The organism is Aliarcobacter cryaerophilus ATCC 43158, from assembly GCF_003660105.1.
Lineage (GTDB): Bacteria > Campylobacterota > Campylobacteria > Campylobacterales > Arcobacteraceae > Aliarcobacter > Aliarcobacter cryaerophilus.
Window position 1 is genome coordinate 94,423 of sequence record NZ_CP032823.1, and the last position, 16,513, is coordinate 110,935.

General features: G+C 31.9%; 12 protein-coding genes, 2 tRNA genes and 3 rRNA genes. 13 read left to right on the top strand and 4 right to left on the bottom strand.

All coding sequences use genetic code 11. The features are described 5' to 3' along the window. Position 1 precedes the first annotated feature (1 nt). Together corA and folE are read left to right on the top strand one after the other, a co-directional pair. On the top strand, positions 2–952 hold the full coding sequence (gene corA, locus ACRYA_RS00425; RefSeq protein WP_105917557.1) for a magnesium/cobalt transporter CorA: 951 nt from the start codon (positions 2–4) through the stop codon (positions 950–952). 24 nt (positions 953–976) lie between these two features. After that, on the top strand, positions 977–1,549 hold the full coding sequence (folE, locus tag ACRYA_RS00430; RefSeq protein WP_105917558.1) for a GTP cyclohydrolase I FolE: 573 nt from the start codon (positions 977–979) through the stop codon (positions 1,547–1,549). A gap of 62 nt (positions 1,550–1,611) precedes the next feature. On the opposite strand, the gene ACRYA_RS00435 is transcribed toward folE, so the two are convergent. The 3 genes from ACRYA_RS00435 to ACRYA_RS00445 all read right to left on the bottom strand — a co-directional run bounded on the left by ACRYA_RS00435 (position 1,612) and on the right by ACRYA_RS00445 (position 5,107). Continuing rightward, the gene (locus tag ACRYA_RS00435; RefSeq protein ID WP_105917559.1) at positions 1,612–2,544 is read right to left on the bottom strand and encodes an ABC transporter ATP-binding protein; all 933 of its coding nucleotides are present in this window, start codon (positions 2,542–2,544) and stop codon (positions 1,612–1,614) included. After that, complete coding sequence (locus ACRYA_RS00440; RefSeq protein WP_228199755.1) at positions 2,541–3,977, bottom strand: ABC transporter permease; 1,437 nt, start codon at positions 3,975–3,977, stop codon at positions 2,541–2,543. The genes ACRYA_RS00435 and ACRYA_RS00440 overlap by 4 nt, the downstream gene beginning before the upstream one ends. A gap of 122 nt (positions 3,978–4,099) precedes the next feature. Continuing rightward, on the bottom strand, positions 4,100–5,107 hold the full coding sequence (locus ACRYA_RS00445; RefSeq protein WP_105917561.1) for a Fe(3+) ABC transporter substrate-binding protein: 1,008 nt from the start codon (positions 5,105–5,107) through the stop codon (positions 4,100–4,102). 167 nt (positions 5,108–5,274) lie between these two features. On the opposite strand from ACRYA_RS00445, the gene ACRYA_RS00450 reads away from it, so the two are divergent. From ACRYA_RS00450 to ACRYA_RS00490, 9 genes are all read left to right on the top strand, one after another. Further along, entirely contained in the window at positions 5,275–5,844 is a 570-nt protein-coding gene (locus tag ACRYA_RS00450; RefSeq protein ID WP_105917562.1) for an anthranilate synthase component II, read from the top strand. Between the two features lies 1 nt (position 5,845). Then, positions 5,846–7,045, top strand: coding sequence for an ArnT family glycosyltransferase (locus ACRYA_RS00455; RefSeq protein WP_105917563.1), 1,200 nt, complete (start codon positions 5,846–5,848; stop codon positions 7,043–7,045). Then, a complete protein-coding gene (locus tag ACRYA_RS00460; RefSeq protein ID WP_105917564.1) occupies positions 7,042–7,650 on the top strand; it encodes a hypothetical protein in 609 nt (202 codons plus the stop codon). The genes ACRYA_RS00455 and ACRYA_RS00460 overlap by 4 nt, the downstream gene beginning before the upstream one ends. Before the next feature lie 321 nt (positions 7,651–7,971). Beyond that, a 16S ribosomal RNA gene (locus ACRYA_RS00465) occupies positions 7,972–9,489 on the top strand. 124 nt (positions 9,490–9,613) lie between these two features. Then, a tRNA-Ile gene (locus ACRYA_RS00470) sits at positions 9,614–9,690 on the top strand. 4 nt (positions 9,691–9,694) lie between these two features. Then, positions 9,695–9,770, top strand: a tRNA-Ala gene (locus ACRYA_RS00475). Positions 9,771–10,128: 358 nt separating this feature from the next. Next, a 23S ribosomal RNA gene (locus ACRYA_RS00480) occupies positions 10,129–13,041 on the top strand. A 181-nt stretch (positions 13,042–13,222) separates the two neighbouring features. Beyond that, a 5S ribosomal RNA gene (rrf, locus tag ACRYA_RS00485) occupies positions 13,223–13,338 on the top strand. Together the 16S, 23S and 5S rRNA genes with 2 tRNA genes alongside form the textbook arrangement of a ribosomal RNA operon. A 207-nt stretch (positions 13,339–13,545) precedes the next feature. Beyond that, a complete protein-coding gene (locus tag ACRYA_RS00490) occupies positions 13,546–13,869 on the top strand; it encodes a ComEA family DNA-binding protein (protein WP_121443259.1) in 324 nt (107 codons plus the stop codon). 49 nt (positions 13,870–13,918) lie between these two features. Here ACRYA_RS00490 and ACRYA_RS00495 read toward each other — a convergent pair whose 3' ends face one another. Beyond that, a complete protein-coding gene (locus ACRYA_RS00495; RefSeq protein WP_105918313.1) occupies positions 13,919–14,194 on the bottom strand; it encodes a hypothetical protein in 276 nt (91 codons plus the stop codon). A 181-nt stretch (positions 14,195–14,375) separates the two neighbouring features. Here ACRYA_RS00495 and ACRYA_RS00500 point away from each other — a divergent pair, with 181 nt between their 5' ends. Both ACRYA_RS00500 and lpxB read left to right on the top strand, forming a co-directional pair. Beyond that, positions 14,376–15,449: an epoxyqueuosine reductase QueH gene (locus ACRYA_RS00500; protein WP_105918312.1), complete on the top strand. Its 1,074-nt coding sequence runs from the start codon at positions 14,376–14,378 to the stop codon at positions 15,447–15,449. After that, entirely contained in the window at positions 15,446–16,489 is a 1,044-nt protein-coding gene (gene lpxB, locus ACRYA_RS00505; RefSeq protein ID WP_105918311.1) for a lipid-A-disaccharide synthase, read from the top strand. Before ACRYA_RS00500 ends, lpxB begins: the two co-directional genes overlap by 4 nt. Positions 16,490–16,513 lie beyond the last annotated feature (24 nt).

The following is a 16,513-nucleotide window of genomic DNA, read 5'->3' on the forward strand; positions in this document are numbered from 1 at the left end:
CTTGATTAATTGTTATATAAAAAAACAACACAGATTGACTGTAGTAGAGGGTGTTGAGTATCTAAATGATATTGAAGATAGAAAAAGTGTTATTTGGATTGATATGCTTTTCCCTACGATTGAAGAGGTAAAAGCTATTGAAGGTATTTTTAATATTGAATTTCCTACAAAACAAGAGAGTGAAGAGATTGAGCTAAGTTCTAGATACTGGGAAGAAGATAATAGAATAGAGATAAATAGTTATTTTCTTATAAATGATAGCAAAGAGCCTGTAAATGAGACAGTTTCTTTTATTTTACAAGATGAACTTTTGATATCTGTTCGATATAAAAAACTAGCAAGTTTTGATGAGTCAATAAGAAAACTACTTGCAAGTCCAAGAGAGTATAAAACAGGATATTCTATATTTTCACAAATTATAGATATTAGAATTGATGCAGATGCTGATATTATAGAAAATTTAGGAAGAGATATTGCAGCAATACGAAAACAAGCATTTAATGATGATGTAGAAAATGAAGATTTATTAGAGCAGATGTCAGCATTTGAAAACTTAAATATGAAAATTAGAGAAAATCTTACAGATAAACAGAGGATTTTGAACTCTTTGCTAAAATCGCAAAAAATTTCAGATGATAAAAGTGAACTTCCTATTATGTTAAAGGATATTAGATCATTGATAGATCATACAAATTTTAATTTTGAGAGACTTGATTATTTGCAAAATATTTTTGTAGGACTTTTAAGTGTGGAGCAAAATAAGGTTATAAAAATATTTACTATTGTAAATGTTATTTTCCTTCCTCCTACACTAGTTGCTAGTATTTATGGTATGAACTTTGAGATTATGCCTGAGCTAAGTTGGGATTATGGATATTTATTTTCAGTTGGTATTATGATTTTATCGGCTATTACACCTTTGATAATCTTTAGAAAAAAAGGTTGGATATAAAAATTTAAAAAGGAATAATATATTATGGATAAAGAGTTAAAGTTTGAAAATTCAATAAAGAATATTTTAGAATATATTGATGAAGATGTTACAAGAGAAGGACTTTTGGATACTCCAAAAAGAGTTAGAAAAGCTTATGAATTTATGTTTAGTGGATATAAGCTTGACCCAAAAGAGATTATTCAAAAGGCACTTTTTACATCTACTAATGATGAGATGGTTGTTGTTAAAGATATTGAGTTTTACTCATTTTGTGAACATCATATGTTGCCTATTATTGGTAAAGCACATGTTGCTTATATTCCAAATGGGAAAGTTGTTGGTCTTTCAAAAATTCCTAGAGTTGTAGATGTTTTTGCACGAAGATTGCAAATTCAAGAACAAATGACTGAGCAAATATGTGATGCATTAAATGAGCATTTAAAGCCTAAAGGTGTTGCAGTTATTGTTGATGCAAGACATATGTGTATGGAAATGCGTGGAGTTCAAAAAATATGCTCTACAACTATAACATCTTCTTTACGAGGGCTTTTTAAAAGTGATAAAAAAACAAAAGATGAGTTTTTGAGTATAGTTTCAGCTTCTTTTCAAAAGTAGATTTTAAACTAATAAGATAAGGTTTATCTATTTTTATATAAGATTGTTATTGGCAAACTTATTTAAAATTTTAAAACCTTATCTTCAAAATGTAATTTTACATTTTGTCCAATCTTTAGGCTATCATCAAAACTATAAACAAGTAAATCTTTGTTATTTACAACAACACTAACTTCATAAAAACTACCATAAAAGATAATATCTTTTATCACAGCTTCAGTTTTACCATTTTGGCAGATTTTTATGTTTTCAGGTCTTATATAAGATTTTTCAGATATTTGTGAGATTTTTCCCAAAAAATTTGCACAGTATAAATTTGCTGGATTATTATAAAGCTCTTTACAAGTACCAACTTGCAAAATATCTCCACCATGCATAATAGCAATTCTATCAGATAAGAAAAAAGCATCCTCTTTGTCATGTGTGATAAAAAGTGCAGTTATATTGAACTCTCTTATCATCTCTTTTAGTTCAAGTCTTAAAATATTTCTAAGTTCCGTATCTATGTTACTTAAAGGCTCATCAAGTAGTAATATTTTTGGTTTATTTATAATTGCGCGTGCAAGAGCAACTCTTTGTTGCTGACCTCCACTTAGTTCGTGTGGATACTTGTTTTCATGCCCTTTTAGCTTTGTTTTTTCTAAAATCTCTTGTAATTTATCTTTGCTAGCACTACTTCCAAAAGTTATATTTGAAGCAACATTTAAGTGAGGAAGAAGAGCATAGTTTTGAAATACAATAGCTACTTCTCTTTTGTTTGGTTCAATATCTACATCTTTTGAAAAGACTATATTTCCATCTATTTTGATTTCACCAGAATCAGGTTTTTCTAAACCTGCTAACATCCTTAAGAAAGTAGTTTTTCCACTTCCGCTAGTACCTAAAATTGTAAAAATTTCGCCTTCTATTAAATCAAGATTTAAACTATTTGCAACACAAATATTACCTTTACAAAATATTTTTTTTAAATTTTTTATTTCAACTATTTTTTTCATTTTTTCTTTCTTTTTGTTTTGAAATTTAAAAGCAATACGGCACTAGCAGTTGTAAGGACCAAAATAAGTGATGGAAAACCAGTTTTATAAAGCATCTCATTACTTGCTAGTTCATAAATTCTTACTGCTAATGTATCAAAGTTAAATGGTCTTAAAATTAAAGTTGCTGGAAGTTCTTTTGCAATATCAATATATAAAATTAAAAAACCACTAAGCAAATAAGGTTTTAAAATAGGAAGATATATTTTAAAAATAGACTCTTTTTCATTTTTACAAAATATCTTGCTTGTATCATCTAACGAGCTATTTATTTTGCTAAAACCATTTTCAACGCTACCAATACTTGCTGCAAAATATCTTGTAGTGTATGCAAAAATTAATATTATAAATGAACCACTAAAAAACATAAAACCTAATCCACGGTCTAAATAATTTGCTATTAAAAGTAGTCCAACAGCAACAACAGCCCCAGGAATAGAGTATCCTAGCATTGATATTTTGTGAGTAAAACTTGATATTTTTGTAGGGAAAAATCTTAAATAATATACAACAAAAAAAGCCAAAGATATTATAAAAGTACTAGAGACTATATTTAATTTTAAAGTATTAAATAGATATTCAAATGCTGTAAAATCAAGGGTATTTATATCCAAAAAAGTCCAATAAAGTAAAACAGCAGTAGGAATAAAAAGTGTAAAAAGAGAAATTATAAAAGATATTAGAAATGCAAAAAGATTATATTTTCCTTTTAATTTTATTTTTAATGCTCTTTCGCTACTGTTTGTTGAGCTTGAAAATCTAAATTTTTTTCTAATATTATGTTCTACTAAAAGAATAAAAAATACAAAAACAAGTAAAACTATTGCAATATTTATAGCTCCACCTAAATCGTTGTAACCAAACCAAGATTTAAAAATTCCAACACTAAAAGTTTCAATTCCAAAGTATAAAACAGTTCCATAATCACTTAAAGTTTCCATAATAGCTAAAATTGTTCCTGCAAAAATTGCTGGATATGATAAAGGAAGAAAAACAATAAAAAAGGCTTTTATAGGGCTTAGTTTATGCAAAGAGATTAACTCTACAACTGTTTTTGATACCATTCCAAAAGATACACGAGCTAGTATAAAAACATATGGAAACATTGCAATAGCAAAGATAAAAATAGCTCCACTCATATTTAAGATATCAAGTTTAATAGATGTGTCATTCAAAAGTTGTGATAAAAGCCCACGAAATTCAAAAAATCCAACATAAGTATAACCAAAAATATATGCAGGATATGCCAAAGGAAGGATAAAGCAAATAGAGAAAAACTTAACTCCAAAGTACTCAAATCTAGAAGTTAAGTAAGAAGTTATTACACCAATTATTACTACAAATATTGCAGTACCTATTATTAAATACAATGTATTTAATGAATATTCTAACAAAAAATTATTCTCTAAAAACTCTTTATTAAAAGAGCCATTAAAGAGAAAATATATTATTAGTATTAAAATCGGTAATGATATTAGTAACCCCAAAATAGGGGCTACTAAAAGCTTTATATTTTTTATCTCCAATTTCCTTTAGTTGCTATTTCAACAGCTTTTCTTGTCTGTTTTCCAACTTCATTTAACGGTATTGTATCTTCTTTGAACTCTCCCCAAGAAGCAACAATTCCAGCTGGTTTAACTTTTGGATTAACAGGATATTCATAATTTCCTTCTGCTAACTTACCTTGTGCTTCCTCGCTTGTTAAAAACTCAATTAGTTTTATTGCATTCTCTTTGTTTGGAGCAAATTTTGTAACAGCAGCACCTGAAATATTTATATGAGCACCTGTTGTTTTTTGTGCAGGAAAAAATACTTTTACCTCTTTTGCTATTTCTTCATCAACTTTATCTCCACTATTTGCCATAACTCCTAAATAATAAGAGTTTACAATAGCAATATCAGCTTCACCTGAAGCTACTGCTCTTATTTGATCTTTATCGGCACCTTTTGGAGCTCTTGCAAAGTTATTTACTAAACCTTTTACAAATTTTAATGATTTTTCTTCACCATGATGTGCAATAATAGAAGCAAGAAGTGACTTGTTGTAAGCATTTGTTGAACTTCTAGTTATTACTTTTCCTTTAAATTCAGGTTTTGTAAGTGAAAAATAGTCATCTAAGTGTGCAGGGTTTATAGTTTTTGGATTATAAACGAAAAGTCTAGCTCTTTTTGTAATAGCAAACCAATTTCCATTTTCATCTCTTAAGTGAGCTGGAATATTCTCTTCTAAAATTTTTGAGCTAACCCCTTGAAGTAAATCTCTCTCTTTTGCTTCATATAAATTTCCTATATCAGCAGTTATAAGAATATCTGATGGGCTATTAGCACCTTCGATCGATAATCTTGAAACAAGTTCTTCAGCTTTTGCAGTTATAAGGTTTACTTTAACACCAGTTTTCTCTTCAAATTTTTTGAACAAAGCTTTATCAGAGTCGTAGTGTCTTTGTGAATATACATTTACTTCACCACTTGCAAATAAAATATTTGCAAAAAATAGCGAACAAAGTAGCGATTTTTTAATCATTTAATCATCCTTTTATCTTTTATAATATTTAATTCTAATTTAAAAGTGATATGTTATAGTTTTTAAGCTTTAATATCTCTTAATATTAAGAATGATTATCAAAAGTATAGAATTTTATATTTTATGATTTATTGGTATAATCTAAAAATTTTTTGACAGGATAAAAAATGATTTTAATGATTGATAACTATGATAGTTTTACATACAATATTGTTCAATATTGTCTAGAATTAGGAGCGGATTTAAAAGTTATAAGAAATGATGAGTTAAGTTTAGATGAAATTATTGCATTAAATCCTAGTAAAATTATAATTTCACCAGGACCTGCTACTCCAAATGAAGCTGGAATTTGTTTAGAAGTCATAGAGTATTTTTCAGGAAAAAAACCAATATTTGGGATTTGCTTAGGACATCAAGCAATAGCTCAGGTTTTTGGAGCAAAAGTTGTGAGAGCAAAAAATATGATGCATGGTAAAACATCAAAAATAGAAGTTTTAGAAGATACAAAAATTTTTGAAAATTTACCAAAAGAGTTTACACAAACAAGATATCACTCTTTGATTGTTGAAAAAGAGAATTTGCCAAAAGAGATTATTGTAACTTCAAAAAGTATGGATGATGGTGAAATTATGTCTTTAGAGATAAAGGGTAAAAATATTTATGGAGTTCAGTTTCATCCTGAATCAATTATGAGTGAACATGGACACAAAATTATAGATAATTTTTTAAAGATATAAAATGCTTATAAAAAACAAATATACAATCTATTTTTATTTAATTTTATTTTTTATTGTATCTTTGTTACTTACAACAGCAAATTACTCTTTAAGTATCTCATATAAAGAGGCTTTGAATTTATATTATAATAGTTCAATTTTATCTATTATAACAAACTCTTTTACATATGTTTTTGGACACAATGATTTAGCTTTGAGAACTCCTTTTATTGTTTTCTATACTTTAAGTGTTATTTTAATGTTTTTGATTACAAAAGATTATTTCAAATATGAAAAAGATAGATTTATCTCTGTTTTGATTTTTATGTCTCTTCCTGGAGTTTTGAGTGCTTCATTACTTGTAAATACAGCTATAATTGTTACTTTTTTCACTCTTTTATATATCTATTTTTATCAAAAACATAAAAAGCATTTATACTATTTATTACCATTTTTACTACTAATTGATAACTCTTTTGCAATACTATTCTTAGCGCTATTTTTATTTTCATTAAAAGCGAAAGATAGAAAATTATTGTATATATCTTCAATTTTATTTGTAATTTCACTTCTTATTTATGGTATATCAACAGATGGAAAACCTAGAGGTTTCTTAATAGATACAGTGGGAATTTATGCAGCTATATTCTCCCCAATACTATTTTTATATTTTTTGTATGTTATTTATAGATTAATAATAATCAAACAAACTGATTTGACGACTTATATTTCAGCAACTGCACTTATACTATCAATTTTAGTATCTTTTAGACAAAAAATATATATAGAAGATTTTGCTCCTTATGTTGTTATTGCTATACCATCTATGATGAAAATGTTTTTGCACTCATATAGAGTAAGATTAAAAGAGTTTAGAACAAATTACAATATTGTTGCAATTTTAATAGTATTAATGTTGGGCATAAATGTTGTTTTTACATTTGTAAACAAACCTCTTTATTTAATAATTCAAAATCCTCAAAAACACTTTGTTTATCAATATCACCTTGCTAAAGAGTTAGCAAATGAGCTTAAAACTCGAGAAATAAATAATATAGTCTTAGATGATAAAGATTTGTTATTAAGACTAAAATTTTATGAAATTCAAGAAGGAAATGATTACTATTTATCAACGAAAGAGTACTATAACTATGATGATAAAATATCTATATACTATTATGAAAAAGAGTTATTTACAATTTATATAAAAAAACTAATATGAAAAAAACATTTTTAATCCTAGAATTGGTTTTTGTAATCGTTATTTTAGGTATTTTATATACAGTTTTTACACCAAAGTTACCAAATTATAAGCTTGATGAGGTAACAAATAGAGTTTTAATATATTTAAATTATGTAAGATACAAAGCTTTAGTGGATGATAAATTTGAAAATGAAGTAACTGAATGGTTTAAGCGTAGATGGACAATGAAATTTATGAGATGTAGAGAAGATGAAGGCGGTGGTATCTATTTTAATATTTATAGTGAAACAAATGATACGGGACAAATAAATCAAAATGAGAGTTTAAAAGACTCTCTTACAAATAAATATATTTTTACTTCAAATTATTGTAAAAAAAATTCAGAAAATAGCCCTTTTGTACTTTTAAAAAATTATGATATAGAAGATGTTCAAGTATCTTGCAATACAACAACTTCTATAGGGCAAATCTCTTTTGGTGTTGATGGTAAGGTATATACGCAGTTAACAAGTGAAAATCTTGAACTTAAAAAACCATGTACTATTAGATTTATTTCAAAAACAAAAGAGTTTAAAGATATTATAATTTATCCAAAAACAGGCTATATAGAAAAAATAAATTAGCATTTTTTACAAATTTCAAAATTTAACCAAACTTTAAGAGTAATCTCTTGACAAAAGGAAAAAAAGGCACTATAATTCCCGTCCAATTTGACCGAAGGGTTTAAAATTAGAGTTCTTTAAAATAGATATGAAGTTTAAGAAGTAATCTTTGTAAACTAAATATAATGATTGTTAAAAGTAAAAAAAATGAAACAAGATATAAATAGTAAAATATTTATTACTTGTCTATAAATTTGAGTGATAATTTTGTAATTAAGTAATTAAAAACAAAAATGTCAGTTTCAACACTACATAAAGATTAGAGTAAGATTTAATCAAAAATTTATGGAGAGTTTGATCCTGGCTCAGAGTGAACGCTGGCGGCGTGCTTAACACATGCAAGTCGAACGAGAACGGATTATAGCTTGCTATAATTGTCAGCTAAGTGGCGCACGGGTGAGTAATGTATAGGTAATATGCCTCTTACTAAGGGATAACAATTGGAAACGATTGCTAATACCTTATACTCCTTGTTAACTTAAGTTAATAAGGGAAAGATTTATTGGTAAGAGATTAGCCTGTATTGTATCAGTTAGTTGGTGGGGTAATGGCCTACCAAGACAATGACACATAACTGGTTTGAGAGGATGATCAGTCACACTGGAACTGAGACACGGTCCAGACTCCTACGGGAGGCAGCAGTGGGGAATATTGCACAATGGACGAAAGTCTGATGCAGCAACGCCGCGTGGAGGATGACACATTTCGGTGCGTAAACTCCTTTTATATGAGAAGATAATGACGGTATTATATGAATAAGCACCGGCTAACTCCGTGCCAGCAGCCGCGGTAATACGGGGGGTGCAAGCGTTACTCGGAATCACTGGGCGTAAAGAGCATGTAGGCGGATTGATAAGTTTGAAGTGAAATCCTATAGCTTAACTATAGAACTGCTTTGAAAACTGTTAATCTAGAATGTGGGAGAGGTAGATGGAATTTCTGGTGTAGGGGTAAAATCCGTAGAGATCAGAAGGAATACCGATTGCGAAGGCGATCTACTGGAACATTATTGACGCTGAGATGCGAAAGCGTGGGGAGCAAACAGGATTAGATACCCTGGTAGTCCACGCCCTAAACGATGTACACTAGTTGTTGTGAGACTTGATCTTGCAGTAATGCAGTTAACACATTAAGTGTACCGCCTGGGGAGTACGGTCGCAAGATTAAAACTCAAAGGAATAGACGGGGACCCGCACAAGCGGTGGAGCATGTGGTTTAATTCGACGATACACGAAGAACCTTACCTGGACTTGACATAGTAAGAACTTTCTAGAGATAGATTGGTGTCTGCTTGCAGAAACTTATATACAGGTGCTGCACGGCTGTCGTCAGCTCGTGTCGTGAGATGTTGGGTTAAGTCCCGCAACGAGCGCAACCCTCGTGTTTAGTTGCTAACAGTTCGGCTGAGAACTCTAAACAGACTGCCTACGCAAGTAGGAGGAAGGTGAGGACGACGTCAAGTCATCATGGCCCTTACGTCCAGGGCTACACACGTGCTACAATGGGATATACAAAGAGCCGCAATACGGTGACGTGGAGCAAATCTTATAAAATATCTCCCAGTTCGGATTGTAGTCTGCAACTCGACTACATGAAGTTGGAATCGCTAGTAATCGTAGATCAGCTATGCTACGGTGAATACGTTCCCGGGTCTTGTACTCACCGCCCGTCACACCATGGGAGTCGAACTCATTCGAAGCGGGGATGCTAAAATAGCTACCTTCCACAGTGGATTTGGCGACTGGGGTGAAGTCGTAACAAGGTAACCGTAGGAGAACCTGCGGTTGGATCACCTCCTTTCAAAGAAAAAGTATTAAGATTTGTTTCTTAATATAAATAAAAAAGAAAAAAACTACTTTTAACAACATATATTTAGTTTGTAAAGATTATTTGGAAGAACAACAGATAATTTATAGGTAAATATGGGCCTATAGCTCAGCTGGCTAGAGCGCTCGACTGATAATCGTGAGGTCTCAGGTTCAAGTCCTGATAGGCCCACCATTATGGGGAATTAGCTCAGCTGGGAGAGCGCCTGCTTTGCACGCAGGAGGTCAGCGGTTCGATCCCGCTATTCTCCACCATATGTATATAAAGAATAAGAGATTAGATATAAGCTTTTAAATAAATAAGAGTTTATATCTGGTTTTAATCAGAAACGTTACGTTGAATAACTTTAGTTATTTAAAGTAGTATGATATTTAAAAATATAATGTTAAAGTCTTTAAAATTTTTTCGTAAAGTTAAATAGAAATATTTAATTTTAAATAAAAAATTTCATATCTAAAATTTAATAGAGATATTAAAAACTATAGATAACACAACTATATTGTTAAACTATATGTTTAATAAGATAGTAGCCAAAGAATATTATCAAATTTAGAGTAATTTTAATTAATTACTCTAGGCAAAAAAAGTAGATCTAAATTTATTTAGATTTAATAATAAGCTATTAAGGGCTAATGGTGGATGCCTTGACTGTAAGAGGCGATGAAGGACGTATTAGGCTGCGATAAGCCTCGGGGAGTTGCCAAAGAGCTTTGATCCGAGGATTTCCGAATGGGGCAACCCAGCATAGTGAGAACTATGTTACCCTACGGGGAGCGAACCTGGTGAAGTGAAACATCTCAGTAGCCAGAGGAAGAGAAATCAAATGAGATTCCCATAGTAGCGGCGAGCGAACTGGGATTAGGACAAACCCAATGCTTGCATTGGGGGTTGTAGGACTATAATGTGTAATTAAAGAGAATAGATGAATTAGTTGGAAAACTAGAGCATAGAAGGTGATACTCCTGTAATTAAAATTCTCAATAATACTAATAGTATCCTGAGTAGGTCGGAACACGTGATATTTTGACTGAAGCTGGGGGGACCACCCTCCAATCCTAAATACTACTTACAGATCGATAGTGAACAAGTACCGTGAGGGAAAGGTGAAAAGTACTGCAGCGAGCAGAGTGAAATAGAACCTGAAACCATTAGCTTACAATCATTCAGAGCCCTATGATTTATCAGGGTGATGGACTGCCTTTTGCATAATGAGCCTGCGAGTTGTGGTGTCTGGCAAGGTTAAGCCAAGTGCGAAGCCGTAGCGAAAGCGAGTCTTAATAGGGCGACATAGTCAGATGCTGCAGACCCGAAACGAAGTGATCTATCCATGAGCAGGTTGAAGCTGGTGTAAGAGCCAGTGGAGGACCGAACCCATTGACGTTGAAAAGTCTCGGGATGACTTGTGGATAGGGGTGAAAGGCCAATCAAACTTCGTGATAGCTGGTTCTCTCCGAAATATATTTAGGTATAGCCTTGTGTTGTAGCATATAGGGGTAAAGCACTGAATGGGCTAGGGCTGCTTACCGCGGTACCAAACCCTATCAAACTATGAATACTATATGTGGAATCACAGGAGTCAGGCGGTGGGTGATAAAATCCGTCGTCGAGAGGGGAACAACCCAGACTAACAGCTAAGGTCCCTAAGTTACATCTAAGTGGAAAACGATGTGGAGTTACTGTGACAACCAGGAGGTTGGCTTAGAAGCAGCCATCCTTTAAAGAAAGCGTAACAGCTCACTGGTCTAGTGATTCTGCGCGGAAAATATAACGGGGCTAAGATGTACACCGAAGCTTTAGATTCGAATTTATTCGAGTGGTAGGAGAGCGTTCTATTCAGCGTTGAAGGTATACCGGTAAGGAGTGCTGGAGCGGATAGAAGTGAGCATGCAGGCATGAGTAGCGATAATTAAGGTGAGAATCCTTAACGCCGAAAACCCAAGGTTTCCTACGCGATGCTCGTCATCGTAGGGTTAGTCGGGTCCTAAGTCGAGACTGAAAAGTGTAGACGATGGCAAATTGGTTAATATTCCAATACCAACATATAAGCGCGATGTGGGGACGCATAGAGTTAATCGAGCTCACTGATGGAATAGTGGGTCGAAGGACGTAGGTTGTTAAGTAGGCAAATCCGCTTAACGTTAGACCGAGATCTTACAGGCTCTTGACACTCTTCGGAGGAGATGGAGAATCGATGATACTGTCGTGCCAAGAAAAGCCACTAAGTTTATTATATGTTGCCCGTACCGTAAACCGACACAGGTGGGTGGGATGAGTATTCTAAGGCGCGTGGAAGAACCCTCTTTAAGGAACTCTGCAAAATAGCACCGTATCTTCGGTATAAGGTGTGCCTACTTTGGTATATGGACTTGCTCCAAAAAGCTAGAGAGGTTGCAACAAAGAGTCCCTCCCGACTGTTTACCAAAAACACAGCACTTTGCTAACACGTAAGTGGATGTATAAGGTGTGACGCCTGCCCGGTGCTCGAAGGTTAACTGATGATGTCAGCGCAAGCGAAGCATTTGATTGAAGCCCGAGTAAACGGCGGCCGTAACTATAACGGTCCTAAGGTAGCGAAATTCCTTGTCAGTTAAATACTGACCTGCATGAATGGCGTAACGAGATGGGAGCTGTCTCAAAGAGGGATCCAGTGAAATTGTAGTGGAGGTGAAAATTCCTCCTACCCGCGGAAAGACGGAAAGACCCCGTGCACCTTTACTACAGCTTGACACTGTAGCTTGGATATTCATGTGCAGGATAGGTGGGAGGCTATGATGACTAGACGCAAGTAGAGTCGGAGCCATCCTTGAGATACCACCCTTGAATATTTGAGTTACTAACTGCGATGAGTTATCCTCATTCAGGACAATGTCTGGTGGGTAGTTTGACTGGGGCGGTCGCCTCCTAAATAGTAACGGAGGCTTACAAAGGTTAGTTCAAAGCGGTTGGAAATCGCTTGTTGAGTATAATGGCATAAACTAGCTTGACTGTGAGACCTACAAGTCGAACAGAGACGAAAGTCGGTCATAGTGATCCGGTGGTTCTGCGTGGAAGGGCCATCGCTCAAAGGATAAAAGGTACGCCGGGGATAACAGGCTGATCTCCCCCAAGAGCTCACATCGACGGGGAGGTTTGGCACCTCGATGTCGGCTCATCGCATCCTGGGGCTGTAGTCGGTCCCAAGGGTATGGCTGTTCGCCATTTAAAGCGGTACGCGAGCTGGGTTCAGAACGTCGTGAGACAGTTCGGTCCCTATCTTCCGTGGGCGTAGGAAAGTTGAAGAGATTTGTCCCTAGTACGAGAGGACCGGGATGAACCAACCACTGGTGTACCAATTGTTCTGCCAAGAGCATCGTTGGGTAGCCACGTTGGGATGTGATAAGAGCTGAAAGCATCTAAGCTCGAAGCCAACTCTAAGATGAACTTTCCCTGAAGTTCCCAGCAAGACTAGCTGGTTGATAGGCTGGGTGTGTAATGGGTGTAAGCCCTTTAGCTGACCAGTACTAATAGAACGTTTGGCTTATTTTTAACAATTTTCTTTGGTTTACTATCTTATTAAGCATATTTACTTATGTTTAATTTGTGTTGATTATATATAGTTATACAAATATGAAATTAGCTTTTTTAGCTATAAAGACTTTAGCATTAAATTTCTCAAATCACAATTTGAGTGTTAAGAGTTTATTACAAGCTTTTATCACTCAAATTTGCTGGTGGTCAAAGAGAAGTGGAAATACCCAGCCCCATTCCGAACCTGGTAGTCAAGCACTTCATCGCCGATAATACTGCAGGGTCCCCTTGTGGAAACGTAGGTCGCTGCCAGCTCATTGAGTTTTTTAAACACCCAACCCACCAAGAGCTTATCTTGTCTTACTCTATTTAAGTAGGTCAAGGTAAGCTTTTTTATTGCTTTTTTATTCCAATACAAATAAATCTTTTATACATCCTTCTTTTTTTTAACAGATAATTTAATATATATTTTTGTTTTTTTTTATGATATAATTTTTTACACTACAATTTCAAGGAGGGAACATGAAAAAATTTGTTGCTATTTTAGCTATTTTTACTGCTTTATTTTTAGGGGCTATAGATCTTCAAACTGCTTCAAAAAGTGAGTTAATGCAAATTAAGGGAGTAGGAGATAAAAAAGCTGATGCTATTATTGAGTATAGAAAAACAAACACTATAAACTCTGCTGAGGACTTAAAAAACATAAAAGGGTTTGGCGATACTATTATAGACAATGTAAAAAAGGATATAAAACAAAAGCCTATTTCATCTAAAAAAGATGAAAAATCAAAGAGTGATGACATAAAAGATTCAAAGAAAACTAAAAACTCTAAATCTGACAATTAAAATTCTTTACTCTTTTTATAACTTATGAAGAGCCTTATTATGGCTCTTCTTAATCTCTGTTTATTCTTATTAAAATATTGTTTATGTTATCTCGATGAATTATATCTTTTTCTTTTTTATCAAATAGCGATTTTAAGAAATTCTTTGGGTAAGTAGAACTTAAATTTTCCTTGTTAAAAGTATCTAAATCTTGGCATTTAAAAGTACTTTTACAAACCTTATCTTTATATATTTTCATATCTAAAATAGCAACTCCTGCCGTAAAAATTTGAACTTGTGTATAATCTTTGAATTTAAAAATAAAACCTTTGTCATTAAACTTCATATTTGGGGTTTTTATTAATATTGTTGCACTATTTGATTCTAATTGCAGTTCTTTTTGGCTACAACCAGTAAGTAAAAATAAAAAAGCTACTATATAAACTATATTTTTTATTGGAAATCCTTTATTTAAAATTTTTTAACTATAATTGTACCTTATTTTAGTTTGTAAAGGTTTATATATTTTGTTAGTTCATATTTGTTGTGCGGTTGATAGCCATTATTTTTTAGAAAAAATTAAAGAAGAGTATCCAGATGAAAATATTGTAGGTTATTTTTATGACCCAAATATTCATCCTTATAGTGAATATAGACTTCGATATTTAGATGTTGAATTCTCTTGCAAGAAATTAGGAATTCCATTAATTGAAGGACCTTATAATCTTGAAGATTGGTTGAAAAAAGTAAAAGGTATGGAGCATTTACCTGAAAAAGGTTATAGATGTACTGTTTGTTATGATGATAGGCTTGATAATAGTGTTCAAAAAGCTTTAGAATTAGGTCATGATAAATTTACTACAACTTTATTAATATCTCCAAAAAAATCTCAAGAAAAACTTGAAATTATAGGGAATAATTTAACTAAAAAAACTGGAGTAGAGTTTATTTTTAGAGATTATAGAAGTGGAAATGGAGCTGAAATTCAAGGTCTTAGAGTAAAAGAAAATAGTCTTTATAGGCAAAATTATTGTGGATGTTTATTTGGTTTATCTGCTCAAAGAGAGCATCAAAAAAAGATTATGGATGAGATGTTTAATCCTATTTCAAATCAAATAATGCCCGAATCAATTGAACAAAGATTAGAGCTTTATAAAAAAAGAAATACTCTTGAAGATGATAAAAAAGAGTATAAATTAATTAAACAAAGATTTCTAAATTATAGATTACTAAGCGGAAAAGTTGTTATAAATAAAAAGGTTATTCCTTCATATATTTTTTCTTATTCAACTATAAATAAAAATCAAACTAGTTCAAAAATAGAGTATAAAAAAGATGGCATAAACTATTTAGCAAAAGATGAAGTAAAAATAATATCTTTGGATACTTTTAATAAACTTGCAAAAACAAACTATAAAAATACAAAAGAGCTAATATTTAAATCTATAAATTTTGAAGATGAAATGATATTAAGAAATAATATTTTGAAAAATCCATTTGATTTAAGTGCTTTAATTGTTATTGATGAGATTATTGATGTTAAATATGAAATTTTTATAAATAGTGTAATATATGAAGATATAAAAGAGGAGATTGTATGAAAGTTTTAGTAAGTGCAATGGAAACATCATCAAATATTCATTTAAAAGAGTTAAAAAAATATCTAGATGATGATATAGAGTTTGTTGGAGTTTTTGATAAAGAGCTAGGAAATCCAATTTATGATTTAAGCTCTTTGGCAATTATGGGATTTGTTGATGCCATTAAGAAATTAAGATTTTTTTTTCGTCTTAGAGACGAACTCGTAGAGCTAGCAAAAGATTGCGATAAGGTTTTGCTTCTTGATAGTAGTGGATTTAATCTACCTTTGGCAAAAAAACTAAGGCTTATTTATCCAAATAAAGAGATTATTTACTATATTCTTCCCCAAGCTTGGGCTTGGAAGAGAAAAAGAGTTATAGCACTAGAGAAATATTGCACGAAACTATGCTCAATTTTACCTTTTGAAAGTGATATTTACAATGATAAATCTAAAATAACTTATGTAGGGCATCCTCTTTTAGATGAAATACCAAAGTTTAAAGATAAATTATCAAATTCAGACAAAATAGTTTTTATGCCAGGAAGTAGAAAAACAGAGATAAAAAATTTAATGCCAATTTTTAAAGATTTAATTAAGAGAATTGATAATAAAGATTACATTTTAGTAATTCCATCAAAATTTAGTGATGATTATATAAAAAAAATTTATGGAGATATTAGTGACTTTAAAATATCAAAAAATGCACATGAAGCACTTTTGGAGGCTGAATATGCTTTTATTTGTTCAGGAACAGCTACTTTAGAAGCTGCACTTATTGGAACTCCTTTTACTCTTTCTTATATAGCAAAAAAATTAGACTTTTTTATTGGAAAAACTTTTGTGAAATTAAATTATGTAGGGCTTGCAAATATATTTTTTGAAAAAATGACAAACAATAAACTTCATAGTGAATTTTTACAAAATGAAGTGAGTGTTGAAAATCTTTTAAGAGATTATAAAACTTTTGATAGAAATCTTTTTTTTGAAAATTCGAAGCTTTTAAGAGAGTATTTAAAACATGGTAGTTCAAAAAATGTTGCAAGCATTATAAAAAACTAAACAACTTTTAGTTATAATCCTCAA

Excerpts from the sequence above, each read along its gene's own strand:
- lpxB (WP_105918311.1), top strand. The coding sequence starts at position 15,446 with ATGAAAGTTTTAGTAAGTGCAATGGAAACATCATCAAATATTCATTTA.
- ACRYA_RS00435 (WP_105917559.1), bottom strand. The coding sequence starts at position 2,544 with ATGAAAAAAATAGTTGAAATAAAAAATTTAAAAAAAATATTTTGTAAA.
- ACRYA_RS00455 (WP_105917563.1), top strand. The coding sequence starts at position 5,846 with ATGCTTATAAAAAACAAATATACAATCTATTTTTATTTAATTTTATTT.
- folE (WP_105917558.1), top strand. The coding sequence starts at position 977 with ATGGATAAAGAGTTAAAGTTTGAAAATTCAATAAAGAATATTTTAGAA.
- ACRYA_RS00445 (WP_105917561.1), bottom strand. The coding sequence starts at position 5,107 with ATGATTAAAAAATCGCTACTTTGTTCGCTATTTTTTGCAAATATTTTA.
- ACRYA_RS00490 (WP_121443259.1), top strand. The coding sequence starts at position 13,546 with ATGAAAAAATTTGTTGCTATTTTAGCTATTTTTACTGCTTTATTTTTA.
- ACRYA_RS00495 (WP_105918313.1), bottom strand. The coding sequence starts at position 14,194 with ATGAAGTTTAATGACAAAGGTTTTATTTTTAAATTCAAAGATTATACA.
- ACRYA_RS00460 (WP_105917564.1), top strand. The coding sequence starts at position 7,042 with ATGAAAAAAACATTTTTAATCCTAGAATTGGTTTTTGTAATCGTTATT.
- ACRYA_RS00450 (WP_105917562.1), top strand. The coding sequence starts at position 5,275 with ATGATTTTAATGATTGATAACTATGATAGTTTTACATACAATATTGTT.